Source organism: uncultured Paracoccus sp. (assembly GCF_945915435.1).
Taxonomy (GTDB): Bacteria; Pseudomonadota; Alphaproteobacteria; order Rhodobacterales; family Rhodobacteraceae; genus Paracoccus.
Window position 1 is genome coordinate 1 of the sequence record NZ_CAMEFG010000055.1, and the last position, 23426, is coordinate 23426.

Here is a 23426-nt window from a genome sequence, read left to right on the forward strand (position 1 = left end):
CGTGTTCCGGCGTAGCTCAGCGGTAGAGCAGTTGACTGTTAATCAATTGGTCGTAGGTTCGATCCCTACCGCCGGAGCCAATTTTCTAGAAATTTCAAACACTTAGCTGTCAAGAAATATCTTGTCCGTCCGAGCGTCCGAGTTCGGACGCTGGAAAGAACCGAAAAAGCGCGCCCGGATCGAGGCGCGCTTTCGTTGTTGGATTGTGGCGTGATTGATATTTCTTCAGGACCTGCACGCAAATTTGCAGCAGAGGAGTTTTCACAACACCCCTAAACACCTCGTTAAGCGTCATCTGCTCTGGGTGCCAACGCCTGCGCTGCTGCCCGGTAAGAACGCGCGTGCATGGCAGGCGGGTCGTGGGGCTGCGACCCGGACCATTCGCCTGCCGCAGGCCCAAGCTGCGAAGTGGTCAGGCCACCAGATTCTTCAGATAGGCCAGCGAGGTCGCGAAATCCTCGGGCGCATGGGGATCGCAAGCGGCTTCCAGAACCAGGGTTCCGCCGTAGCCCATCGCCTTCAGCGCCTGGACCTGACCCTTGACGTTGGTCACCCCCTTGCCGAAGTGCTGCCAGACCATCCTGCCGTCGATCAGTCGCCCGTCCTTGAGGTGGACGTTGCGAATGTAAGGCGTCAGCTTTTCCAGACCGGCCTCGAAGCTTTGGCCCTCGGCCTCATAGAGGTTGCCCGTATCCCAGACATAGCCCAGACCCTTGTGCCCCACCGCTTCGAGCAGCGCGAGGCAGGCATCGCTGGTATCGGCGTAAGAGCCGGGCAGGTTCTCAAGCTGCACCTGATACCCCTGCCCTGCGGCCCGTTCGGTCGCTGCGCCCAGAAGATCCACGACCTTGCTGAAATCCGCATCAGGCGCCTCGGGCGCACGGTCGGGGGCGAAGACGATCAGCGTATCCGCGCCCAGTTTCTCGCCCATCTTCAGGCTCATCGACAGCAGTTCATCGGCGTGGATGCCGACAAGGTCGCTGTCGGCGCGCGCGCGGATGAATATGCCCGGAGAGACCGCCGAATAGGTGACGCCGAATTCCTTGCGCGCCACTACCAGTTGATCCCAGACATCGGGCGCCACCAGCGGAAAGCGCCGTCCTTCGACCGTGCGGGCCTCGAATGTCGTCACGCCATGTTCGACGGCTGTTTCGAATACCCGGCGCAGCGTTCCCGGCTGCGTTCCGGGGACGACCTCGTTTGTGACGGCGGCTATCTTCATCTTCTTTCCTTCCTGAACTTGTCCCGCATCAATAGAGATGGCACGAGACGGCGGCGGTATCGCCGATCGGTTTCAGCGCGGGCGTCCTGCGCTCGCAAATCTCGCCGATCTTGAGGTGACAGCGGGGGTTGAACGCACAGCCGGACGGGACGGCCAGGGGCGAGGGCATCTCGCCCTCAAGGACGATCTCGTCATGCGCATCGTCGGGGTGACCCGGCAGCGCGGCCGAGAACAGCGCCTTGGTGTAGGGATGGCGGGGGTTGTTGAAGACCTCTTCCGAGGGTCCGATCTCGACGATCTTGCCCAGATACATCACGGCGATCTGGTCGGCCAGATAGCGCGTCGTCGCCAGATCATGCGCGACCAACAGATAGGCGACGCCGTATTCCTGCTGTATATCCTTGAAAAGGTTCATGATCTGCGACCTGATCGACACATCCAGCGCCGAGACGGGTTCATCCAGAACGATCAGGCCGGGACGCGAGATCAGCGCGCTGGCGATGGCGATCCTCTGGCGCTGCCCGCCCGAGAACTCATGCGGGAAATTGCCGGCATGGTCGGGACGCAGGCCCACGTCGTCCAGCACCTTGGCCACCCGCATGTCGATTTCCTTGCGGCTCGGGCGGCCCTGCGCCATCAGCGGCTCGGCGATCAGGTCGCGCACGCGCATCCGCGGGTTCAGCGATGACCACGGATCCTGAAACACCGCCTGCACGCGCGAACGCAACCCGCGCAGCCCGGCGCCTTTCAACGAGTGGACGTCCTGTCCGTCCACCAGGACCTGCCCCTGCGTCGGCTTGTCCAGCCGCAGGATCATCCGCGTGGCCGTGGTCTTGCCACAGCCGGATTCGCCGACCAGCGCAAGGGTCTGCCCGGTCGGGATCGCGAAGTTCAGCCCATCGACCGCCTTGACGACATGGCGCTGGCGCGAAAACAGCCCCGAGGTAATGTCGAAATGCCGCGTCAGATCGCGCACTTCCAGAACCGGAGTGTTTGCATTCGTCATGGCAGCAGCCTCCAGCAACTTGCGGTATGTCTGTCGCGACCCTCGCCCCCCAGATGCGTCACCGGGGGTTGCTCGGCGCGGCAGCGGTCATCCGCATAGGGGCAACGGGGCGAAAAGCGGCACCCCTTCGGCTTGGCCCACAGGGCGGGCGGTTGCCCCTCGATGGCGGGAAGCCGCCCCTGATGGCCGGAAAGCTTGGGAACCGAGTTCAGAAGCGCCTGCGTATAGGGATGCGAGGGGCGGTCGAACACGCGCTTGACCGGGCCGGTTTCGATCACCTGCCCCGCATACATCACCGCAAGGCGATGGCAGACACGCGCGACGATGCCGAAATCATGGGTGATGAACAGGATGCCCATCCCCGTCTGTTCCTGCAATTCGCGCAGCAGGCGAAGGTATTGCGCCTGAACCGTGACATCCAGCGAGGTGGTGGGCTCATCGGCAATGATGACCTTGGGCTGGCAGGAAATGGCGATCGCGCCAACGGCCCGCTGCCGCATCCCGCCGCTCATCTGGTGGGGATAGGCCTTCACGCGCATCTCGGGCGCCGCGACCCGCACCTTGCGCAGCGTGTCCACGGCCATCGCCATGAAACCCTCGGGCTGCGGCTTGCGGTGCAGGCGCATCGCCTCGACGATCTGGTCGCCGATGGTGAAGGCCGGGTTCAGCGAGGTCTGCGGATCCTGGAGGATCATCGCGATGTCGCGCCCGCGGACCTTGCGCATCCTGGCCTCGGGGATGGCGGTCAGATCAGACCCGTCCAGTTCGACCGAACCGCCCGAGATGCGGCCGATGCCGCGCGGCAAAAGCCGCATCAGCGACAGGCCGGTCAGGGACTTGCCGCTGCCGGATTCGCCAACGATGCCAAGCGTTTCCGCCGGATAGAGATCGAAGCTGACGCCATCGACGGCAGCGAATTCGCCGCGCTTGGTCTCGATCATGGTTTCAAGGTCGCGGACCGACAGGATCGGCTGGTTCTCGTTCATGCTCACGGTTCAGACCCTCCTCGATTTCGGGTCGATCTTCTCGCGCAGCCAGTCGCCGAACAGGTTGACCGAAAGCACCGTCAGCAGGATCGCAAGGCCGGGAAAGAACGACACCCACCACGCGCTTGTCAGCAGTTGCCGTCCGTCCGCCACCATCAGGCCCCAGGTCGGGATGGGACGGGGGATGCCGATACCCAGAAAGCTGAGCGAGGCCTCCAGCGTGATGACGATGCCCACCTGCAACGTCGCCAGCACGACTATGGTGTTGACGACATTGGGCAGGATATGCCGCCGCAGGATGGCCAGGTGCGAACTGCCCGCCACCACCGCGCGGGCCACGAAGTCGCGCTCGCGCAGGCCCAGCACCTCGGCGCGGACCTGCCGGGCGAAATAGGCCCAAAGGACGAAGGCCACGACGATGATGACCGACTGAAAGCTTGGCCCCGAAAGCGCGGCCAGCGCCAGTGCAAGCAGCATCGCGGGGAGCGCCAGCGATATATCTACCAGCCGCATGATGATCGTATCCCACCAGCCGCGGAAATATCCCGCGATCAGGCCGAGGGAGGAACCGATCACGACGCCGACGAAGATCCCCACCACCGAGATCGACAGCGCATACCAGGCCCCGTGCATCGTGCGGCTGAGAATGTCGCGGCCCAGCCTGTCGGTGCCGAAGGGATGGCTCCAGTCGCCCCCGAAGAAGACGGGCGGTTGCAGGCGGGCGCGCAGGTTGGTCGCCTCGGGACCGTAGGGCGCCAGCCATTGCGAGAACAGCGCCGGAATGATCAGCGTGATCATCAGGATGGCGATGGGCAGGGCGGGATAGCCGCCCGGCCGCAGAAAATTCCTGCGCCGCTTGCGGGCAACCGGCGCCACGCTCTCAGCGGATGCGGGGGTCGATATAGGCATAGAGCAGATCCACAAGAAGGTTGGCGAGGATGAAGATGACCGCAAAGACGATCACGACGGATTGGACGACCGGGAAATCGCGGGCCTTGATCGCCTCGATCGCGGTCCAGCCCAGGCCAGGCCAGGAAAACACCGTTTCGATCACGACCGATCCGGTCAGCACCGAGCCGGCCAGCACCCCGAAATAGGTCAGCGGCACGACGGCGGCATTGCGCAGCGCGTGCTTCCAGACGATGATCGGCTCGGACACGCCCTTGGCGCGGGCCAGCTTGACATATTCGGCGTCCAGAACCTCGAGCATGGCCGAGCGGGTCAGCCGCGTCAGGGCCGAGATCTGGAACCACGCGATCGAGATCGCCGGCAGGACCAGATGCGCCCAGGTTCCGCTGCCCGAGGTCGGAAACATTCCCAGGCCCACCGCAAAGACCCAGATGAGGATGATCCCTAGCCAGAAGCTGGGCATCGACTGGCCGATCAGCGCGATGCCTTGCGCGAAGCTGTCCACAATCGTGCCCTTGCGCGTGGCCGAGGCGACGCCAAGCGGAATGGCGATCACCACGCTGATCAGCATCGCCATGCCGCCAAGCGTCAGCGTCGCAGGCAGGCGGCTGAGGACGACGTCCATCGCGGACTGGCCCGGCCATTTCATCGACAGGCCGAAATCGCCCTGCACGGCATTGCCCAGAAAACGCAGATACTGGATATGGATCGGCTGATCCAGGCCCAGCTTGTTGATCAGGAAGGCGACCTGTTCCGGCGAGGCATCGTCGGGCAGTAGCGCGCCGACCGGATTGCCGGAAAAATGCGTCAGCCCGAAAACGATCAGCGTGATCACCCAAAGGGCAATGGCCGATTCGACAAGCTTGACGAGGAAAAAGCGTTGCATGAGGGACTCCGTGGCATGCCCGGACCGGCTTTCCGGTCCGGGTGGCGTCGTTGTCAGTCTGCGGTTTCGATCAGTTCGAAATGGCTGAAACCGCTGGAGGAGGACCCCGGAAAGGTCCAACCCGCAACACGCTGGGGATTGGCCACGACCTCGGCGGAAATGGTCGCTATCGGCATATGGGCATAATTGTCGAAGACATAGGTGAACATGTCGCGGATCAGCGCGGCGCGTTCTTCAAGGTCCTTGGTCTCGATCAGCCTGTCGCCCATCCCGTCCAGCTCGCGGCTGCCGATGCTGTAGGCCGGGCTGAGCTGTTCGGTATAGGACGCCAGAACGCCGATCCCGTTGGGCCGCACGGGCGCATTGCGCATCGGATGCGCGAAATCCGCGGTAAAGCCCAGGCGCGCATTCTGCAAGGTTGGCCAGTCCATTTCGCGGATCTCGGTCTGCAAGCCTGCGTCGGCGAACATGGCCTGGACCAGTTCGGCCATCAGCCCGAATTCGGGGCTGCCACCAAGCGCCGTCGCCGCGATGGGGATCACAGGATTGGCGAATGCGCCGGGATAGTCCGCTTCGGCCAGCAATTCGCGGGCGCGGTCCGGGTCATGGCCATATTCGGCCTCGAACCGCCTGGCCAGTTCGGGAACGTGGCCGTCGAAGCGCGGGTCCATCGAAAACACCACCAGCGGCTCGGCCCGGCCTTCGTAAAGGACGTCGATCAAGGCTTCGCGATCCAGCGCGCGGTTCATCGCCTCGCGGATGCGGACGTCTTGCCAGGGCAGGCCCATCTCGGCGCCCGGCCCTTCGGGGTCCATGAAAAGGCCCGACAGCACGAATGCCGTCTGGACCGAAGCCTGGGCTGAACTGATGGTCTGGTGGCCCTGCGCCTCGGCTTCGGGCTGCAATTCGCGCGGCAGGCTGACGATATCGGCCTCGCCCGCAAGCAGCATGGCCAGCCGGGTGGCAGGCTCGCCGACGAAGCGCAGTTCAAGGCTGTCGTAACGGGGCGAGGACCCGCTCCAATGATCCTTGGCGACGTCGTATTTCAGCGTATTGCCAAGATCGCGGCTGACGAAGGTGAAGGGGCCGCTGCCTGCGGGATTGCGGGCATAGCCCTCAAGCCCCTCGGCATCGTATTGGGCCTTGGAATAGACGACCAGAACCGCGCGCCCGGCGTGCAGGAACAGGAAATCCGGGTCCGGGTTCGGCAGGTCGAAATGAACGGTATGGTCCCCGTCTGCGGTCACCGTGGCGGCGCGCAGGCTCTGGATACCGCTGAGCCGCGAATCGTCGCCGGTATGCAGCGCGACCGAATGAACGACATCCTCGGCCGTGACCGGACCCCAATCGCCGCTGAAGACCGCGCCGGGTTTCAGATGAAACGTCCAGCGGGTGAAATCCTCGTCATGCTCCCATGACTCCGCCAGCCCCGAGGCGTCGTAGACCCCCGTTTCGGGATCGTTTCCGACCAGCGACTGCATGTTCGGCGGGATCAGGCCGCCGATGGTTTCCCAGTAGAGGTTCGACTCGGCCGAGCCGGGATCGATGGCCACGACGACATTTTGCGCGAATGCGGCGGTTCCGACGATGGACGAGACGGCGCAGGCCATCATTGTCCGGCGGGCAACCGAACGGATATTGGGCATGAGAAGCTCCCTGTTCAGGAAAGTGTTTCGACCGCTATGCGGCTCTTGCTTGCAGCAGTGGCCGGGCATCGCACCGATCACCTGATATCCCATGATTGCATCTATCCCGGCACGACACAAAGACGAACCCGGACTGTCGTGATAACGAAATCATATGGCTCGGGACGCCGCCGCGCCCGTTTCAATGAGCCGTCAGCCTGCCCGGCTTGTCGTGGGCGCCAAGGCGGTCCAAGATGGTCGCCGAGGCCCGGTTCAACCCGATGATCTCGACCTTGGTGCCGCCGCGGCGGAACTTCAGCACGACACTTTCCAGCGCCTGCACGCTGGATATGTCCCAGATATGGGCGGCACGGACGTCGATCACCACCCGCTGGGGCATTTCGCGGTAATCGAAGGCGCCCGCGAAATCCTCGACCGAGCCATAGAAAAGCTGTCCCTCGACCCGGTAGGTCCGCAAGCGGCCATCGGGCGACAGGGTCGAGGTCACGCGAAACAGCCGCGCGATCTTGGCGGCAAAGAAGATGCCTGACAGCAGCACGCCGACCAGCACGCCGATGGCCAGGTTATGGGTCCAGACCACAGCCGCCACCACCGCCAGCATCACCACCGACGACGAACGCGGATGCACCCGCAGATCCCTGATCGAGGTCCAGGAAAACGTGCCGACCGAAACCATGATCATCACCGCGACCAGCGCGGGCATCGGGATACGCGCCACCAGATCGCCCAGCCCCACGACAAGGATCAGCAGGAACACCCCCGCGACGAAGCACGACAGCCGCCCGCGCCCGCCGGATCTGACATTGATCATCGACTGGCCGATCATTGCGCAACCGGCCATGCCGCCGATGAAGCCGGTCGCGGTATTGGCTAGCCCCTGGCCGATGCATTCCTGATTGCGGCTGGTCCTGGTGTCGGTCAACTCGTCCACCAGGTTCTGGGTCATCAGGCTTTCCAGCAGCCCGACCACGGCAACCGCCAGCGAATAGGGCAGGATGATCGTCAGCGTTTCCAGATTCAGCGGCACGTCGGGCAGCAGAAAGACCGGCAGCGTATCGGGTAGCGCGCCCATGTCGCCCACGGTGCGCACATCCCAGCCGAAGGCGAGGCTCAGCGCCGTCAGCACCACGATGGTGACCAGGGGCGAGGGGATGGCGCGGGTCAGCAGCGGGAACAGGTAGATGATCGCCAGCCCCGCAGCGACCAGAACATAGGTCAGCGGCGTCACGCGCGCCGGGTCCAGTTCCGGCAGTTGCGCCATGAAGATCAGGATCGCCAGCGCGTTGACGAAGCCGGTCATCACCGATTTCGACACGAAGCGCATGACGAACCCCAGCCGCAGCAACCCCATTGCGATCTGGATCAGCCCGGCCAGCACCGTCGCGGCCAGCAGGTATTGCAACCCGTGATCGCGCACCAGCGTCACCATCAGCACCGCCGTCGCCGCCGTCGCTGCCGAGATCATGCCGGGCCGCCCGCCCGCGATGGCGGTGATGACCGCGATCGAGAAAGAGGCGTAAAGCCCCACCTTCGGATCGACCCCGGCGATGATGGAAAACGCGATGGCCTCGGGGATGAGGGCAAGCGCGACGACAAGCCCCGACAGCAGGTCGGCGCGGATATTGCCCAGCCATTCGTGCCGGTAGGAAGAAAGCGAATTCATGCGTGATCCATGCCCGGAACGAAGATCGCGGCAGGATGATACCGGCCTGTCGCATCGGGCTTGTCCAGAATTGTCCGGCGGATCGGCGGCCGGAAGAGCCACTCGGGAGTCGCACCCGAGTCCTTGCGGTTCGCCGCTGCCTAATCCGATCCGCCGCGGCGGACAAGCCGGTTTTCGGCCCCCTGCCCCCGATTGCCGCCCGCCGGCCTTTCTGCCCTTTCAACCACGCCGCCGCGGCGCACGGGTCGTTGTCCGCCGCGCAAAGCGTTCCGATCTGACATGATCGTGTTTTCTTATGGATTGATGCGCCCGCCTTCTGCGCCGCGTATAATGCGGCAAGGCAACCATTCACCGGAGACGATGATGGACATCAGGCGGCTCAGCGCCTTCGTCAAGATCGTGGATATCGGCAGTATCACGCGCGCCTCGGCGATCCTGCATATCGCGCAGCCCGCGCTCAGCCAGCAGATCGCCGCGCTGGAGGCCCATTTCGGCAAGGCGCTGCTGATACGGTCAAAGCGCGGCGTCGTCCCGACCGAGGCCGGGAAGGTGCTTTACAAGCATTGCCAGATGCTGATCCGGCAGATGAACCAAGCCGAGGCCGATATCGCCACCTCGTCCGAAGAGATCACCGGATCGGTCCGCGTCGGCCTTGCGCCGCTTGGCCTCGGCTCGCTGGTGGCGGCCAAGCTGGTCCAGTCGATCCGCCAGACGCATCCCGGCATCGCGCTTTACATCAACGAACCCGTCGGCGGAGGCGCGATCAGCGAGCAGGTCATGACCGGCAAGATGGACGCGGCCCTGATATTCGATCCGGGCAAGGTGCCCAGCCTGATCTTCGATCCGATCTGCACCGAGGAAATGTTCTTCGTCGGCATGGCCCTGCCAGAGGCCGACGGCGAAATCTCGTTTGCCGAGGCGGTTTCGCACCCGCTTATCCTGCCAAGCGCGATCCATACCATACGCCAGGTCATCGACACGACATTGGCGCGGGTCGGCACCACGGCGCAGGTGGTGGCCGAGACGGAATCGATCTCGATCCTGTCCAACGCGCTGGCCGAGGGGCTGGGCTGCACCATCCTGCCCTCGTCCGCCGCGCTGGCCGTGATGCGGCGCGTTCCCGAAGCGCGCCGCATGCTTGTGCGGCGGCCGAACATGAAGGTGAACATGACCATCTGCACATCCGCGCAGCTTCCCTTGTCCGAGGCGGGCCGCGTGGTTCGCGATCACCTTACGCGGCTGGCGACCGAGCTTTCCTGCTGACCCGCCACGGCGCGGGGTGCGGGCCAAGTTCAAGCGAACAGGATCTGCGCCTTGATCGCAAGGCTTCGGTCCGACGCCAGCCGGAAGGCCGAGACGGCTTCGTCAAGCGCCACCTGATGGGTGATCAGGGGTTTGACATCCACCCGGCCCGCCTGCATGGCCGCGACGCCGGTGGCGAATTCCTCGTGAAAGCGGAATGAACCCCGCAAGTCCAGTTCCTTTGCCGTGACCGCCATCATCGGCAGCGCCATGTCGCCGCCAAGTCCCAGTTGCACCACGACACCGCGCGGACGCATGGCCGCGATGGCCGGGGCGACGGCTGCCGCGACGCCCGTGCATTCCAGCAGGACGTCGAAACTGCCCTTGCCCTCCGAATAACGGGACAGCGCATCCGGTTGAACGGCGGTGTTCAGCGCGACATCGGCACCGCATCGCCGCGCCATCTCCAGCGTGAAATCGGACAGGTCCGTGGCCACGATCTCGCCCGCGCCCGCCATGCGGGCGGACAGGATCGACAACAGGCCGATGGGTCCGCAGCCGGTCACCAGAACCCGCTTGCCCAGCATCTCGCCCGCCCGGCGGACGCCGTGCAGCGTGACGGCCAGCGGCTCGGCCATCGCGGCCTCGCCCGCCGTCAGGCCCTCGGCCCGGACACATTGGGAGGCATCCGCGACCAGATCCTGCCGGAACGCGCCCTGAATATGCGGAAAGGGCATGGCCGATCCGTAGAAGCGCATGTTCTCGCAGTGGTTCGGCAGGCCCTTCATGCACCAGCCACAACCGCCGCAGGGGCGCGAGGGGGACACGGCGACCAGATCGCCCTCGGCGAGGCCGGTCACCCCCGGCGCCACTTCGACGACATGGCCGGACACCTCGTGGCCGAGGATCATCGGCTCGCGCAAGCGGACGGTGCCGAAACCGCCGTGATTGTAATAATGCAGATCGGACCCGCAGACCCCGCCGGCTGCCGTGCGGATACGGACCTGCCCAGGACCCAAGCGTTCGGGCGTGCGTTCCTCGATGCGCAGATCCCTGGCGGCGTGAATGACAAGGGCTTTCATGTCCGCCTCATGCAACCGGGGTCAACAGGGGCTTGCCTGCGAAATGCGCGGCAAGGTTGTCGCGCATCAGCGCGCCCATCGCCTTGCGCGTCTCGACGGTGCCCGAGGCGTGATGCGGTTGCAGCAGGACATTGGGCAGTTGCAGGAAGCGCGGGTCTATCGCGGGTTCGCCCGCGAACACGTCCAGCGCGGCGGCGCCCAGCCTGCCGTCGCGAAGCGCCGGGATCAGCGCCTCCTCGTCGATGTTCGAGGCCCGCGAGACGTTGATCAGCACGCCCTCGGGACCAAGTGCTTCGATCATCGCATCGCCGACGATATGGCGCGTTTCGTTCGAGGCCGCCAGGGTGACGAACAGGAACTCGGACCTGCGCGCCAATGCGACCGGATCGGCGATGAAGGTCAGGTCGGGGGCATGGTCCTTTGCCGAAACGTCGCTATAGGCGATATCCATGCCGAAACCGCGCAGGCGCTGCGCGACCTCGAACCCGATGCGGCCAAGACCCAGGATGCCCGCCCGCTTGCCCCAGATGCGGCGCTGCAACGGATAATTGCCCCTGGTGGCCCAATCGCCGTTGCGCACCCAGCTTTCGGCTCCGACGATGCCGCGCGACACCGCCAGCATCATCGCAACACCCAGATCGGCGACGTCGCCGGTCAGGACATCGGGCGTATTCGTGACGCGAATGCCCCGTTCCCGGCAGGCTTCCAGATCAACCGCATCGAAGCCGACGCCATAGACCGAGATCACTTCGAGGTTCGGGCAGGCCCCAATCACCTCGCGGCTGGCGCCAAGCTCGCCGCGGGTCGCGATGGCGCGCACCCGCGGGCCGCATTCGGTCAGGAAGGCGGCTTTGTCCGCTGCCTCGAAATAGCGGCGAACATCATATTGTTCGTTCAGCGGCCCCTCGTCCCATTCGGGATAGGCGCCCATCTGCAGCACGACCGGCTTATTCATCTGATTCTCCTGCATGGCAACAATGCGCCCGGCTGTCCGGATCATGAGCCTTGACTTTTAATGTTATCGATAACTAAACCAGTGGACACGCAGATGTCGAGTCCCAAAAGGAGCAACCATGCCGACCCCACAAGGTTTCATCGAGGGCCTTTTCGGCCTGTCCGGCCAGCGGGCGCTGGTCACGGGATCGTCGCAGGGGATCGGCTATGCGCTGGCCCGCGGATTGGCCAGGGCGGGGGCGGACGTGGTGCTGAACGGGCGCGATCCGCAGCGGCTGGAAGCGGCCTGCGCGAAACTGCGCGCCGAACTGCCCGATGCGCGGATCGACGCCCTGCCCTTCGATGCGACCCGCCACGAAGAAGTGCGCAAGGCAATCGATGGTTTCGAAGCCGAAACGGGACCCATCGACATCCTGGTCAACAACGCCGGCATGCAGCACCGCGCCCCGCTGGAGGATTTCCCCGCCGAACGGTTCGAGCAACTGCTTCAGACCAACATCGCCTCGATCTTCCATGTCGGGCAGGCCGTCGCCCGGCATATGATCGGGCGCGGGCGGGGCAAGATCATCAACATCGCCTCGGTCCAGACCGCGCTGGCCCGGCCCGGCATCGCGCCCTATACCGCCACCAAGGGGGCCGTGGGCAACCTGACCAAGGGGATGGCGACGGATTGGGCGCGTCACGGGCTGCAATGCAACGCCATCGCGCCCGGCTATTTCGAGACGCCGCTGAACGCCGCGCTGGTGGCGGATGCGGAGTTCTCGGACTGGCTGGCCCGGCGCACGCCCGCAGGGCGATGGGGCCTTGTCGATGAACTTGTCGGCGCCTGCATCTTCCTGTCGTCGAACGCATCCAGCTTCGTGAACGGGCATACGCTTTTCGTGGACGGGGCGATAAGTGTCTCGCTCTGACCCCTTTCATCTGGTCCTGATGGGGGTTGCGGGTTGCGGCAAGTCCTCGGTCGGGGCAAAGCTTTCGGCACGCACGGGCATCCCCTATATGGACGGCGACGACCTGCATTCCGCCGCGAACGTGGCCAAGATGCGCCGGGGAACGCCACTGACGGATGCCGACCGCTGGCCCTGGCTCGAACGATGCGGGCAGGCGCTCGGGCGGCACCCTCGGGGGTTGATCCTTGGCTGCTCGGCCTTGCGCCGGGCCTATCGGGACGTGCTGCGTCAGAACTCGGGCCTGCCGGATCTGTTGTTCGTCCACCTGGACGGCAGTGAGGAGTTGCTGCACCGCCGGATGGGTGAAAGGCAGAGCCATTACATGCCCTTGACGCTGCTGCAAAGCCAGTTGGCGACGCTGGAGCGTCCGTCCGGCGACGAAAATGCGATAACGGTCGATATCGAAAAACCCGTCGCCGATATCGCGGCCTTGATCCTGCGCCGCCTTCCCACCCTTGGTTAACGGCTTGCCCCGAGCGTGATGGCCGTGCAGATTGCACGGTGGCAACGGATGGCAGGCATATGACGACGGACGGACACGGTCGCAGACCCCCCAGGATGGCCGATCTGGCCAAGGCCGTGGGCGTGTCCACCATGACCGTCTCGCGCGCGTTTCGCGGCAAGGCCGGGATCAACCCCGAAACCCGCGCCAGGATATTGCGCAAGGCGGAAGAGCTTGGCTATGTCTTCGATGCGACGGCTGCCAGCCTGAGGCAGAGCCGATCGGGATTCGTGGCGGTCACGGTCCCCTCGATCAACAACGCCAACTTCGCCGAGACCGTGCGCCAGCTTTCCGGCGAACTGTCGCAAAACGGGTTGCAGATCCTGCTGGCCAATACCGAATACGACCCGCTGGAAGAAGAGCGCCTGATCGGAGAACTGCTGCGCCGCAAACCCGAGGCCATCGTGCTGACGGTCGGCCAATACACCCGCAGGACCCGCCAGATATTGCGCGCAACGGCGATCCCGGTCATCGAGATATGGGACCTTCCGGCCGAGCCGATCCAGCATGTGATCGGCTTTTCCAACGCCAAATGCACGGGAAGGCTGGTCGATCACCTGGTGGCGCAAGGCTGTCGCGGCATCGCCTTTGTCGGCGGCGATTCCCCCCACGATCCGCGCGGTGGCCAGCGCCGCGAAGGGTTCATTGCCGCGATGCGGCGGCACGGGCTGGATGGCAGCGCGCTGGTCCCGACCGGCCCGGCACCCGTCGGCATGGCCGAGGGCGCCGATGCGCTTGACCGGCTGCTGGCACTGCGTCCCACGGTTCAGGCGGTGGTCTGCGTGTCCGATCTGGTGGCCTTCGGCCTCTTGTCCGCCTGCCAGCGCCGGGGCATCGCCGTGCCCGGCCAACTGGCAGTGGCGGGTTTCGGCAATTACGACATCGCCAGGATCTGCGTGCCGCGCCTGACGACGACGGACGCGCATGCCGGCCGGATCGGCAGCATGGCCGCCGGCCTGATCCTCCGCCTGCTGAAAGGCGAGGCACCCGAAACGCCGGTCCGTTTCGATGTGGGGGCCGAGTTGATCCTGCGCGAATCCACGCGCTGAACCGCCCCCGGCGCTTGATCCTAGAGGTCCGTGGTCAGGCCCTTGGCCTTCAGCACCGCATCCAGATCGCAGACCTCGATGATGGTCCGCCCTTCCTTGTAGGCCCTGATGAAACCCGCTTCGGCCTCTTCGCGGGTAGCGGATTTGCGCGCCACCTCGGCGGCATCCTCGCGGCGCACGACGACCACGCCGTCGGCATCGCCCTTGACGACATCGCCCGGACGCACGACCTGCCCGCCGATGACGATATCGCCGTTTATCTGTCCCAGGGTTTCCTTGACCGTGCCCTTGATGCACTTGCTCAGCGAAAAGACCGGCAGGCCCAGCCTGATCAGTTCCTGCGTGTCGCGCACGCCGGTATCGGTGATGACCCCCGCGATGCCCTTGGCCATGCAGGCATTGCCCAGCACGTCGCCGAAACTGCCGGCCTCTTCGTATTCGCCTGCCGACACGATGATGACGTCGCCCGCCTGGGCATAGTGGATCGCCAGTTGCAGCATGATGTTGTCGCGCGGCGCGCTGGACACGGTGAATGCCGGGCCGCAGACCGACATCGAACGATGGATCGGCTTGATCCTTGAACTCAGCGCCCCCAACCGGCCCTGCGCTTCGTGGATCGTGGCGCTGCCGAATGGCGCAAGCGCGGTGACGTCGGCGGGTGCCGCGCGCTCGATCCGGGTGATGATATGGGGCATGACAGGTTCCTCGCTGTGGTCGGCGCCAGTCTAGGCGCCCCGCCACGCCGTGCATAAGAGCGTCTGGGTCTGATGTGATCGGGTTTTGCGATGCCCTGTCATGCGAAACCGTTCTGACATCATCGCGCGGGCGCGGTGATAGGCTTTCCGTCAACGACAAGACCACGCGCAACAGGAAAGATTTCTTTGGCATGCCGATAACGATCCAGGCCATAATCGCGCAGATCGAGCGGGCGGCCCTTGGCCAGCTTGCCGAATACACGACATGCGTGGACGGGCAGCGGATCACCATCAAGCGCGCGCTGGCAGAAGGCGCAGCGCCCCCGCCGCCGCCCGTGCAAACTACGCCCCTGCCGGAAAGCCCGGATGCCGCGGTCCGCGCCCCCTTGGGCGGGCTGTGCCACCTGCGCCCCGAACCCGGCGAGGCGCCCTTCGTCCAGCCGGGCGATCAGGTCGCGCCCGGCCAGACCATCTGCCTCATCGAGGCGATGAAGATGATGACCCCCATCCCCGCCGAGACCGGCGGCACCATTGAGGCGGTCCTCGTGGCCGATGGCGAAACCATCGCCGCTGGCACCCCCTTGATGAGGGTCCGCCCATGACCGGCATCGACATGGACAGCCTGCTGGTCGTCAACCGGGGCGAGATCGCCCTGCGCATCATCCGCGCCTGCCGCCGTCTGGGCCTGCGGGTGGTCTGCGCCCATTCCGAAGCCGACCGCGACGCCGCCTGGCTGCGGCTTGCCGATCAGGCGATCTGCGTCGGACCCGCGCCTGCCGCGAAAAGCTATCTCAACATCCCCGCGCTGATGGCCGCCGCCGAGGTGACGGGCGCGGGGCTGATCCATCCGGGCTATGGTTTCCTGTCCGAGCGCCCCGAATTCGCGCGCGCGGTCGAGGCGGCGGGGCGCGTGCTGGTCGGACCATCCTCGGATGTCATGGCGATGATGGGCGACAAGGTTCAGGCCAAGCGCGCCATGCTCGCAACCGGTGTGCCCTGCGTGCCCGGTCCCGACAGCGTGCTGCCCGACGACCTCGCCAACGTGCGCCGGATCGCCGCCGAAATCGGCTATCCGATCATCCTCAAGGCGGCGGGCGGCGGCGGCGGGCGCGGCATGCGCGTGGTCCATAAGGATGCCGAACTGGCCGACGCCCTTGTCGTCACCCGGCAGGAGGCAAGCCGCTTCTTCGGCAATCCGGGCATCTATATCGAGAAATTCCTGCAAAAGCCCCGCCATGTCGAAATCCAGGTGCTGGCGGACCGCCACGGCAATGCCTTGTGGTTGGGCGACCGCGATTGTTCGATGCAGCGGCGCCACCAGAAACTGATCGAGGAGGCCCCGGCCCCCGGCATCGACCGCGCCCTGATCGCCGAAATCGGCGCGCGTTGCGCTGCCTCGTGCCGCGAGATCGGCTATACCGGCGCGGGCACGTTCGAGTTCCTCTATGAGGACGGGCAGTTCCATTTCATCGAGATGAACACCCGCATCCAGGTCGAGCATCCCGTGACCGAGATGGTCACCGGACTGGACATCGTGGCGATGCAGATCGACGTGGCGCGTGGCAATGCCCTGGAACTGACGCAGGACCAGATCCGCTGCGACGGCCATGCCATCGAATGCCGCATCAACGCCGAGGATCCCGAAACCTTTGCCCCCGGTCCCGGCCGCATCACCGCCATGCACATGCCGGGTGGGCCGGGCGTCCGGGTCGATACCCATGCCGCGGCGGGCGCCGAGATCCCGGCCAGCTACGATTCGATGATCGGCAAGATCATCGCCCACGGCCCGACGCGCGCCGAGGCGCTGGCCCGCGCCCGTGCCGCACTGGCCGAGGCACGTATCGAAGGTGTGCCGACCAATATCGCGCTGCACCGGCAATTGCTGGACGATCCCGGCTTTTCGGCGGGCGGCGTCAGCATCCACCACCTCGAACGATGGCTGACGGAAAGGAGGGCATCGGATGGCTAGCCCCAGCCTCTCGATGATCGGCAGTCGCGCCGTTCTGTTTCATGCGCCCTGCCCCTTCGATCTGGCCCATCAGCAGCGTTTCTGGGCGATTGCCGATCATGCCGCCCAATGGGAGGGCGTGCGCGAAGCCGTGCCCGGCATGACCAATGTCACCCTTCTTCTGAAGGACGTGCCCCCCGACCTCGACCACTTGTCGTGCGACTTGACCGCCCTGTGGAACAGCGGCATCCGAAAGGAGGTCGAGGGGCGTCTGCTGCCCATCGACATCGCCTATGACGGCCCGCATCTGGCCGAGGTCGCCGAACTGACCGGGCTGGCCATCGACGAGGTGGTGCGTCTGCATTCGGCGCCCGACTATACGGTCTATGCAGTCGGCAGCCATGCGGGTTACTGCTATCTGGGCGGGCTGAATCCCCGGCTGGAAACGCCGCGCCGCAAGGTTCCCCTGCCGCGCCTGCCCGGAGGGTCGCTGTCGGTGGCGGGGTTGCAGACCGGCGTTTCGGCCTCGATGGGGCCAAGCGGGTGGAACACCATCGGCAGCACGGGCACCCGCTTTTTCGACCCGGCCCGCCAGCCCGCCGCGCTTCTGGCGCCGGGGGACCGCATCCGCTTCAATCCGGTGAGGGTGCAGGCGTGATCGAAGTGCTTTTCATACCGCCTGGCGCCACCGTCCAGGATCTGGGCCGCGACGGTTTCTGGTCTCAGGGCCTTGGCCGCGCCGGGGCGATGGATCCGCTGGCCCATCGCATCGCCAACATGGCTTTGGGCAATGACGCCGATGCCGCGACGGTCGAGATCGCGCTGACCCCGGCAAGGTTACTCTTTCCCCAGGGCGGTGCCTTTGCGCTGGCGGGCGCAGCCTGCGGCGCAAGGCTGGCCGGGCGCCCCCTGCCGCCTGTCTGGGCCGGGATGGCCAAGGCGGGCGAGGTGCTCGACCTCGGCCCCATGACCCAGGGCGCGCGCGTCTATCTGGCGCTGCCGGGCGGGATCGACGTGCCGGTGGTGCTTGGCTCGCGCAGCACGCAGTTGCGCGAAGCCTTCGGCGGGCACGAGGGCCGGTTTCTGGTGGCGGGCGACACCCTGCGCGCCCGCGATCCGGCCGCCGAGCCTGCCGCGCGGGATTTCAGCCTGACCATGCCCTTGCTGCACGACGCGGGCGGCGGCATCGTGCTGCGCGCCCTGCCCTCGACCGAACACGGCGATTTCAGCGAGAGCGCCCGGCGAGCCTTCTGGTCCACCGGCTACACGGTCACCCAGCAGAGCAACCGTCAGGGCTACCGCCTTGACGGCGAGACGCTGGACCGTCCGGCGAGTGGGGAGCTGCGCTCTCACGGTATCGGGCCGGGGGTCGTGCAGGTGCCGGGTGGCGGCCAGCCCATCGTCCAACTGGCCGATTCCGCGACGATGGGCGGCTACCCCAAGATCGCCGCGATCATCGAACCCGACCTGTGGCGCATCGGACAGGCGCGTCCCGGCGACGTGCTGCACTTCCGCCGCGTCGATCTGTCCGAGGCCGCGCAGGCGGCGCGGGACCAGCAGGCATGGCTCGACGATTTGCAAATGCGCATCGACGATTTCCGAAATCGTCAGAAAGGCTGGGCCTGAGATGTTCGACGACCAAGACACCGACCGGCTGATTGCCGCGATGCGCAGCCACGGCGTCACCACGCTGGAAATCGAAACCGACGGGGCAATGCTGCGGCTGGTCCTGCCTGCGCAGGCCGCCCCCCCGCCGGCGTCCACCCCCAAGCGCGAGGCCGCGCGCAGCCGCGATATCGGCGCCTTCCTGCCGCGCGGCGGCGACGACGGGCTGACCGCGCTTGGCGAAGGCGACGGCGTTCAGGCGGGCGAGGTGCTGGGATATGTCGCGCGCGGCCCGGTCCGCGTGGCCGTCACCGCGCCGGTTTCCGGGCGGGTGGCGGGCGCGCCCCCCACGCCCGGCACGATCCTGGGCTTTGGCGACACCGTTCTGGAGATAGAGCAGCCATGATCATCGACATCAATTCCGACATGGGCGAGGGTTTCGGCCCCTATCGCATCGCCGACGACGATGCGCTGATGGCGCAGGTCAGTTCGGCCAATGTCGCCTGTGGTTATCACGCGGGCGATCCCGTCATCATGGATCGCACCATCCGTCTGGCCAAGGATCACGGGGTCGATCTGGGTGCCCATGTCAGCTTTCCCGACCGCATGGGGTTCGGCAGGCGCAGGATCGACATGGACCTGGCGGAACTGGAGGCGCATATCCTTTATCAACTGGGCGCGCTGGCGGGGCTTGCCGGTCGTGCGGGCCACAGGATCACCCATATGAACCCCCACGGCGCCTTGGGAAACCTTGCCAGCGCCGATCCTGCCACGGCCGAAGCGGTTGCCCGCGCGACGATGGATTTCGACCCCGAGATCGCCTTTCTGGTCCTTCCCGGCAGCGCGCTTGAACAGGCCGCCGAGGCGGCGGGGGGCAAGGCCGTCCGGCTGTTTCTGGCCGATCGCGGCTATCTTTCCAACGGCCAGCTTGCCCCGCGCGGCCAGCCGGGCGCCGTCATCCACGACCCCGAACAGGTTCTCGCCCGCGTCCTGCGCGTCATCCGCGACAAGGAAACCGACACGGTGGACGGCCAGCCCATCGCAATGCCGGTCCAGTCCATCCTGATCCATTCCGACACCGCGGGTGCCGTCGAACTGGCGGGGCTGCTGCGCACCGGGATGACCCGCGCAGGTGTCGAGATCACGCCGCTGTCCCGCCATATCTGACACAAGGAAAGCACATGCCTTTTACCGACTACAAGACCGCCCTCGTCACCGGTGCCGCCGGCGGCATGGGCGCGGCCATCACCGAGCGCCTTTGCGCCAAGGGGCTGACCGTCTATGCCCTGTCGCGTAACGCCGAAAAGCTGGATGAACTCGCCGACCGCTTCGGCGCGATTCCGCAGGTCGTGGACGTGACCGATACGGATGCGCTGACCGGCCTGCTTGCCGATATGGAAATCGACATCCTCGTCAACAACGCGGGCGTGTCGCGGCCCGGCAGCATCCTGCAATCGAACGCCTTCGACATCGACGAACAGATCGACGTGAACCTGCGCGCCGTGCTTCACCTGTCGCGGCTGGTCCTGCCCGGCATGATGGAACGCGACCGCGGCCATATCGTCAATATCGGCTCGATGGCCGGTCATTACGAATTCGGCGGCCATATCGCCTATATGGCGACCAAGGCGGCGGTCCATACCGTGTCGCGCCAGTTGCGCGTCGATGCCTTCGGCCGCCGCGTCCGGGTGACCGAGATCAGCCCCGGCCGGGTCGAGACCGATATCTTCGCCAAGGTCGAAAAGATCGACCCCGCCGAAGCCAAGCGCAAATATTACGAGGGTTTCGAGATGCCGCAGGTCTCGGACATCGCCGATGCCGTGGAATATGCGGTCGGCGCCCCGCAATATGTCAATATCGGCCTGATCGAGCTGCTGCCGACCCTTCAGGTTCCTGGCGGCCTGCGCACGGCCCGGCGCGAGGGCGACAAGGTCATCCTGACCGGCAACAAGTAACCGGCCAACCCGGAGCATATCCCATGAGCGACATCAAACTGGCGTCCCGCGTCACCGGCATCCGCCTGTCCCCCAGCACTGCCGCCGCGCAGAAGGTCCGCGACCTGCAAGCCGGGGGCCGCAGGATCTTCAACCTGACCGTGGGAGAGCCGGACTTCGACACCCCCGCCCCTATCAAGGCCGCCGCGATTGCCGCGATGGAAGGCGGCGACACGAAATATACCCCGGTCAATGGCACCATCGCCCTGCGCGAGGCGATCCGCCACGACTTCAAGACCCGCCTGAACATCGAGTGCGCGTTGAACGAGATCTGCGTCGGCGGCGGCGCCAAGCAGGTCCTGTTCGTGGCCCTGATGGCCACGGTCGAGGCGGGCGACGAGGTAATCGTGCCCGCGCCCTATTGGGTCAGCTATCCCGATATGGTCATCGCCAACGGCGGCACGCCGGTCATCGTCCCCTGCGCCGAGGATGTGGGCTTCAAGCTGACCCCCGCCGCGCTGGAGGCCGCGATCACGCCCCGCACGAAATGGGTGATCCTGAATTCGCCCTCGAACCCCACCGGCGCGGCCTATACGGCGGGCGAATTGCAGGCACTGGGCGAGGTGCTGCTGCGCCACCCCCATGTGCTTGTGATGTGCGACGAGATCTATGACCGCATCTGGTTCGCCGATTTCGCGCCGTGCAGTATCCTCGGCGTGGTCCCCGCCCTCAAGGAACAGGCATTGGTCGTGAACGGCGTGTCGAAAAGTTACGCGATGACCGGCTGGCGGATCGGCTATGCGACAGGCCCGCAGGCGCTGATCGACGCCATCAACAAGCTGCAATCGCAGATGTCGTCCTGCCCCTCGTCGATCAGCCAGGCCGCCGCCGCCCATGCCCTGACCGCCGATCAAGGCGATGTCGCCCGGACCGTCGAGGTCTATCGCCAGCGCCGCGACCGCGCCCATGCGCTGATCAGCGCGATCCCCGGCCTGACCTGTCGCCTGCCCGACGGTGCCTTTTATCTCTATCCGGGCTGCGCCGGGCTGATCGGCAAGAAGACCCCCGACGGCAAGGTGATTGCCAATGATCTGGACTTCAGCCTGTATCTTCTGGAGGCGGCAAGCGTCGCCTCGGTCCACGGCGGGGCTTACGGGCTGGAGCCGTATTTCCGCATCTCGACCGCGACCTCGATGGAGGTGATCGAGGGCGCCTGCGCCGCCATCGCCAGGGCCTGCGCACAACTGACCTGATCGCGCAAGGGGCGCAACCAGCGGCAGGCCCGCCGCGCCCCTTGGTCGGTCCCGGTTCAGCCCGCCTTTCCCCAAGGCCCGTGATGGCTGTCGCGCCCGTCCATGCGGTCGAAGCCATGCGCGCCGAAGAAATCCCGCTGCGCCTGGATCATGTTCGCGGTGCCCCGGCCCGTGCGCATCATGTCGAACCATGCCAGCCCCGAGGCAAGCGCGGGCAGCCCGTGGCCATGCAGCACCCCTTGCGACACCACCCGGCGCAGCGCGGGAACCGTGGCCTCCAGCCTGTCCGCGAAGAAAGACGCCAGCACCAGGTTGCGCGAGGGGTCGTCGGCCAGTGCCGCCGCCATGTCGTTCAGCATGGCCGAGCGGATGATGCAGCCCGCCCGCCAGACCCGCGCGATGCCCGGCAGGTCCAGCCGCCAACCAAAGGCGCGACCGGCGGCGTCGATCATCGCGAAACCCTGCGCATAGCACAGGATCTTGCCCGCAATCAGCGCCGCTTCCAGTTCCGCCGGTTCAAGCGTCACCTCCTGCGGGGCGGCCCCGAAACGCGCCTGTCCCGCGCGACGCTCATCCAGACGGGCCGAGACGTTGCGCGCCATCACCGCCGCCTCGATCACCGGGATGGGCGAGGCGAGATGCTGCGCCTCGATCGCGGTCCAGCGCCCGGTGCCCTTCTGGCCCGCCGCGTCCAGGATCACGTCCAGCATCCCGTCGCCGGTCAGCGGATCGCGGGCATGGGCCACCGCCGCCGAGATCTCGACAAGGTAGGATTTCAGCGCGCCTTCGTTCCAACCGGCGAAAACGTCGCCGATCCGCGTGGCATGCATGGCCAGCCCGTCGCGCATCAGCCCGTATATCTCGGCGATCATCTGCATGTCGGCATATTCGATGCCGTTATGGACGGTCTTGACGAAATGGCCCGCGCCCGCCTCGCCCATCCACGTCGCGCAGGGCGTGCCATCCTCGGCCCGCGCGGCGATGGCCTCCATGATCGGGGCCACGCGGTCCCAATCGGCCCGGTCGCCGCCGCCCATGATGGCGGGGCCGTGGCGCGCGCCCTCTTCGCCGCCCGAGACGCCCATGCCCAGGAAGCGCATTGGCAGGCCCGCCGCCGCGCGGCGATTTGTGTCGTGGAAATTGGCGTTTCCCGCGTCGATGACCAGATCGTCGGGGCCAAGCAAAGGCGCCAGCGCGGCGATCTGGTCATCGACCGCCTGTCCTGCCGGAACCATCAGGATGATCGTGCGGGGCGGGGCAAGGGCCGCAACCAGCGATTCGAGGCTCTCGGTCGGGATCACGCGATCTGTCAGCCCGCCCGCGTCCTCATGAAAACGGCGGGTGACGGCGGGCGTGCGGTTCCAGACGGCGATGGGAAAGCCCTTCTCGGCGATATTCAGCGCCAGCGCGGCCCCCATCGTCCCCAGGCCGATCAGGCCGGTCGAAGTTTCAGTCGTCATTGTCATCCCTTGCTTTCGGATCATGCATCCACGGGAAAATGCCGAAATCGAGAAAGTCGAAACGGCATGATGCTCCCTGTGATCGGATGGATGATATCGATAACGAAACCTGCGGTCAAAGGCGTCTGCCACAGGCGGTCCATATTGATGCACCTGTGCGGCCTTGGACCAGCGCGGATGACAAAGCCCTGCGCATGCCTGTCGAGCCTGGCGAACTTCCAGGCGGTCGGCAGGCCGGTCCCGACGCTATCCCCGGCGGATCGTGTCGCCGGGGATGAAGGTCGGTTCCAGCGCGATGACGCCGTCCGCAGGCCGCGCCTCCTTGCCTGCCACAATCCGCGCCGCACGGCGCCCGATATCCAGACGCCGTGCATCGGCTGTGGCAAGCCGCATCGGCAGGCCGTCCAGCAGATCGACCCCGTTGAAGCCCGCAA

Annotated in this window: 23 protein-coding genes, 1 tRNA gene, 1 pseudogene and 1 other annotated feature; of the genes and pseudogenes, 13 read left to right on the forward strand and 12 right to left on the reverse strand. The window is 65.9% G+C overall.

Annotated elements, in window-relative coordinates; genetic code table 11:
* Positions 1–5: 5 nt before the first annotated feature.
* A tRNA-Asn gene (locus tag Q0O97_RS15390) sits at positions 6–80 on the forward strand.
* A 332-nt stretch (positions 81–412) separates the two neighbouring features.
* Here Q0O97_RS15390 and Q0O97_RS15395 read toward each other — a convergent pair.
* The 7 genes from Q0O97_RS15395 to Q0O97_RS15425 form a co-directional block, all read right to left on the reverse strand.
* Positions 413–1222 (reverse strand): sugar phosphate isomerase/epimerase family protein, encoded by an 810-nt coding sequence (locus Q0O97_RS15395; RefSeq protein WP_294931289.1) that lies wholly within the window; start codon positions 1220–1222, stop codon positions 413–415.
* 28 nt (positions 1223–1250) lie between these two features.
* Positions 1251–2228, reverse strand: a complete 978-nt coding sequence (locus Q0O97_RS15400) for an oligopeptide/dipeptide ABC transporter ATP-binding protein (protein ID WP_294931292.1) — start codon at positions 2226–2228, stop codon at positions 1251–1253.
* On the reverse strand, positions 2225–3214 hold the full coding sequence (locus tag Q0O97_RS15405) for an ABC transporter ATP-binding protein (protein ID WP_294931352.1): 990 nt from the start codon (positions 3212–3214) through the stop codon (positions 2225–2227). The genes Q0O97_RS15400 and Q0O97_RS15405 overlap by 4 nt, the downstream gene beginning before the upstream one ends.
* Positions 3215–3223: 9 nt before the next feature.
* On the reverse strand, positions 3224–4123 hold the full coding sequence (locus tag Q0O97_RS15410) for an ABC transporter permease (RefSeq protein WP_294931295.1): 900 nt from the start codon (positions 4121–4123) through the stop codon (positions 3224–3226).
* Positions 4095–5009 carry an ABC transporter permease gene (locus Q0O97_RS15415; protein WP_294931298.1) on the reverse strand — a complete coding sequence of 305 codons (915 nt, stop codon included), beginning with the start codon at positions 5007–5009 and terminating at the stop codon, positions 4095–4097. Before Q0O97_RS15415 ends, Q0O97_RS15410 begins: the two co-directional genes overlap by 29 nt.
* A gap of 53 nt (positions 5010–5062) precedes the next feature.
* Complete coding sequence (locus Q0O97_RS15420; protein WP_294931301.1) at positions 5063–6655, reverse strand: ABC transporter substrate-binding protein; 1593 nt, start codon at positions 6653–6655, stop codon at positions 5063–5065.
* Between the two features lie 181 nt (positions 6656–6836).
* Entirely contained in the window at positions 6837–8318 is a 1482-nt protein-coding gene (locus Q0O97_RS15425) for a SulP family inorganic anion transporter (RefSeq protein WP_294931304.1), read from the reverse strand.
* 68 nt (positions 8319–8386) lie between these two features.
* Positions 8387–8444 (reverse strand) — a sequence feature (sul1 is cis-regulatory element that is thought to sense ions involved in sulfur or methionine metabolism; They are found in Alphaproteobacteria).
* 234 nt (positions 8445–8678) lie between these two features.
* On the opposite strand from Q0O97_RS15425, the gene Q0O97_RS15430 reads away from it, so the two are divergent.
* Positions 8679–9581, forward strand: coding sequence for a LysR substrate-binding domain-containing protein (locus Q0O97_RS15430; protein ID WP_294931307.1), 903 nt, complete (start codon positions 8679–8681; stop codon positions 9579–9581).
* Between the two features lie 29 nt (positions 9582–9610).
* On the opposite strand, the gene Q0O97_RS15435 is transcribed toward Q0O97_RS15430, so the two are convergent.
* Together Q0O97_RS15435 and Q0O97_RS15440 are read right to left on the reverse strand one after the other, a co-directional pair.
* Positions 9611–10642 carry an L-idonate 5-dehydrogenase gene (locus Q0O97_RS15435; protein WP_294931310.1) on the reverse strand — a complete coding sequence of 344 codons (1032 nt, stop codon included), beginning with the start codon at positions 10640–10642 and terminating at the stop codon, positions 9611–9613.
* A gap of 7 nt (positions 10643–10649) precedes the next feature.
* Entirely contained in the window at positions 10650–11597 is a 948-nt protein-coding gene (locus Q0O97_RS15440; protein WP_294931313.1) for a 2-hydroxyacid dehydrogenase, read from the reverse strand.
* A gap of 118 nt (positions 11598–11715) precedes the next feature.
* Between Q0O97_RS15440 and Q0O97_RS15445 the strand changes: the two genes are divergently transcribed.
* The 3 genes from Q0O97_RS15445 to Q0O97_RS15455 are packed head-to-tail and all read left to right on the forward strand — an operon-like array spanning position 11716 to position 14097.
* Positions 11716–12507 carry an SDR family oxidoreductase gene (locus Q0O97_RS15445; RefSeq protein WP_294931316.1) on the forward strand — a complete coding sequence of 264 codons (792 nt, stop codon included), beginning with the start codon at positions 11716–11718 and terminating at the stop codon, positions 12505–12507.
* The gene (locus tag Q0O97_RS15450; protein ID WP_294931319.1) at positions 12494–13009 is read left to right on the forward strand and encodes a gluconokinase; all 516 of its coding nucleotides are present in this window, start codon (positions 12494–12496) and stop codon (positions 13007–13009) included. The genes Q0O97_RS15445 and Q0O97_RS15450 overlap by 14 nt, the downstream gene beginning before the upstream one ends.
* A 59-nt stretch (positions 13010–13068) precedes the next feature.
* Positions 13069–14097, forward strand: a complete 1029-nt coding sequence (locus Q0O97_RS15455) for a substrate-binding domain-containing protein (protein WP_294931321.1) — start codon at positions 13069–13071, stop codon at positions 14095–14097.
* A gap of 20 nt (positions 14098–14117) precedes the next feature.
* Here the strand turns inward: Q0O97_RS15455 and Q0O97_RS15460 are convergent, their stop codons facing one another.
* The gene (locus Q0O97_RS15460) at positions 14118–14792 is read right to left on the reverse strand and encodes a 4-carboxy-4-hydroxy-2-oxoadipate aldolase/oxaloacetate decarboxylase (protein ID WP_294931324.1); all 675 of its coding nucleotides are present in this window, start codon (positions 14790–14792) and stop codon (positions 14118–14120) included.
* A 191-nt stretch (positions 14793–14983) separates the two neighbouring features.
* Here Q0O97_RS15460 and Q0O97_RS15465 point away from each other — a divergent pair, with 191 nt between their 5' ends.
* From Q0O97_RS15465 to Q0O97_RS15500, 8 genes are read left to right on the forward strand one after another with little or no spacing between them, the layout of a single operon-like run.
* Positions 14984–15394, forward strand: coding sequence for an acetyl-CoA carboxylase biotin carboxyl carrier protein subunit (locus Q0O97_RS15465; RefSeq protein WP_294931327.1), 411 nt, complete (start codon positions 14984–14986; stop codon positions 15392–15394).
* Entirely contained in the window at positions 15391–16761 is a 1371-nt protein-coding gene (accC, locus tag Q0O97_RS15470; protein ID WP_294931330.1) for an acetyl-CoA carboxylase biotin carboxylase subunit, read from the forward strand. The genes Q0O97_RS15465 and accC overlap by 4 nt, the downstream gene beginning before the upstream one ends.
* Positions 16754–17398 (forward strand): 5-oxoprolinase subunit PxpB, encoded by a 645-nt coding sequence (gene pxpB, locus Q0O97_RS15475; RefSeq protein WP_294931333.1) that lies wholly within the window; start codon positions 16754–16756, stop codon positions 17396–17398. Before accC ends, pxpB begins: the two co-directional genes overlap by 8 nt.
* Complete coding sequence (locus tag Q0O97_RS15480; RefSeq protein WP_294931335.1) at positions 17395–18366, forward strand: biotin-dependent carboxyltransferase family protein; 972 nt, start codon at positions 17395–17397, stop codon at positions 18364–18366. The genes pxpB and Q0O97_RS15480 overlap by 4 nt, the downstream gene beginning before the upstream one ends.
* 1 nt (position 18367) lies before the next feature.
* The gene (locus Q0O97_RS15485) at positions 18368–18751 is read left to right on the forward strand and encodes a hypothetical protein (RefSeq protein WP_294931338.1); all 384 of its coding nucleotides are present in this window, start codon (positions 18368–18370) and stop codon (positions 18749–18751) included.
* The gene (locus Q0O97_RS15490; protein ID WP_294931340.1) at positions 18748–19512 is read left to right on the forward strand and encodes a 5-oxoprolinase subunit PxpA; all 765 of its coding nucleotides are present in this window, start codon (positions 18748–18750) and stop codon (positions 19510–19512) included. The genes Q0O97_RS15485 and Q0O97_RS15490 overlap by 4 nt, the downstream gene beginning before the upstream one ends.
* A 14-nt stretch (positions 19513–19526) precedes the next feature.
* On the forward strand, positions 19527–20300 hold the full coding sequence (locus tag Q0O97_RS15495; protein ID WP_294931343.1) for an SDR family oxidoreductase: 774 nt from the start codon (positions 19527–19529) through the stop codon (positions 20298–20300).
* Between the two features lie 23 nt (positions 20301–20323).
* Complete coding sequence (locus tag Q0O97_RS15500; protein ID WP_294931346.1) at positions 20324–21532, forward strand: aspartate transaminase; 1209 nt, start codon at positions 20324–20326, stop codon at positions 21530–21532.
* Positions 21533–21588: 56 nt separating this feature from the next.
* Here the strand turns inward: Q0O97_RS15500 and gndA are convergent, their stop codons facing one another.
* Both gndA and Q0O97_RS15510 read right to left on the reverse strand, forming a co-directional pair.
* Positions 21589–22992, reverse strand: a complete 1404-nt coding sequence (gene gndA, locus Q0O97_RS15505) for an NADP-dependent phosphogluconate dehydrogenase (RefSeq protein ID WP_294931349.1) — start codon at positions 22990–22992, stop codon at positions 21589–21591.
* 246 nt (positions 22993–23238) lie between these two features.
* A pseudogene (locus tag Q0O97_RS15510) lies at positions 23239–23426 on the reverse strand (LacI family transcriptional regulator); the annotation flags it as partial.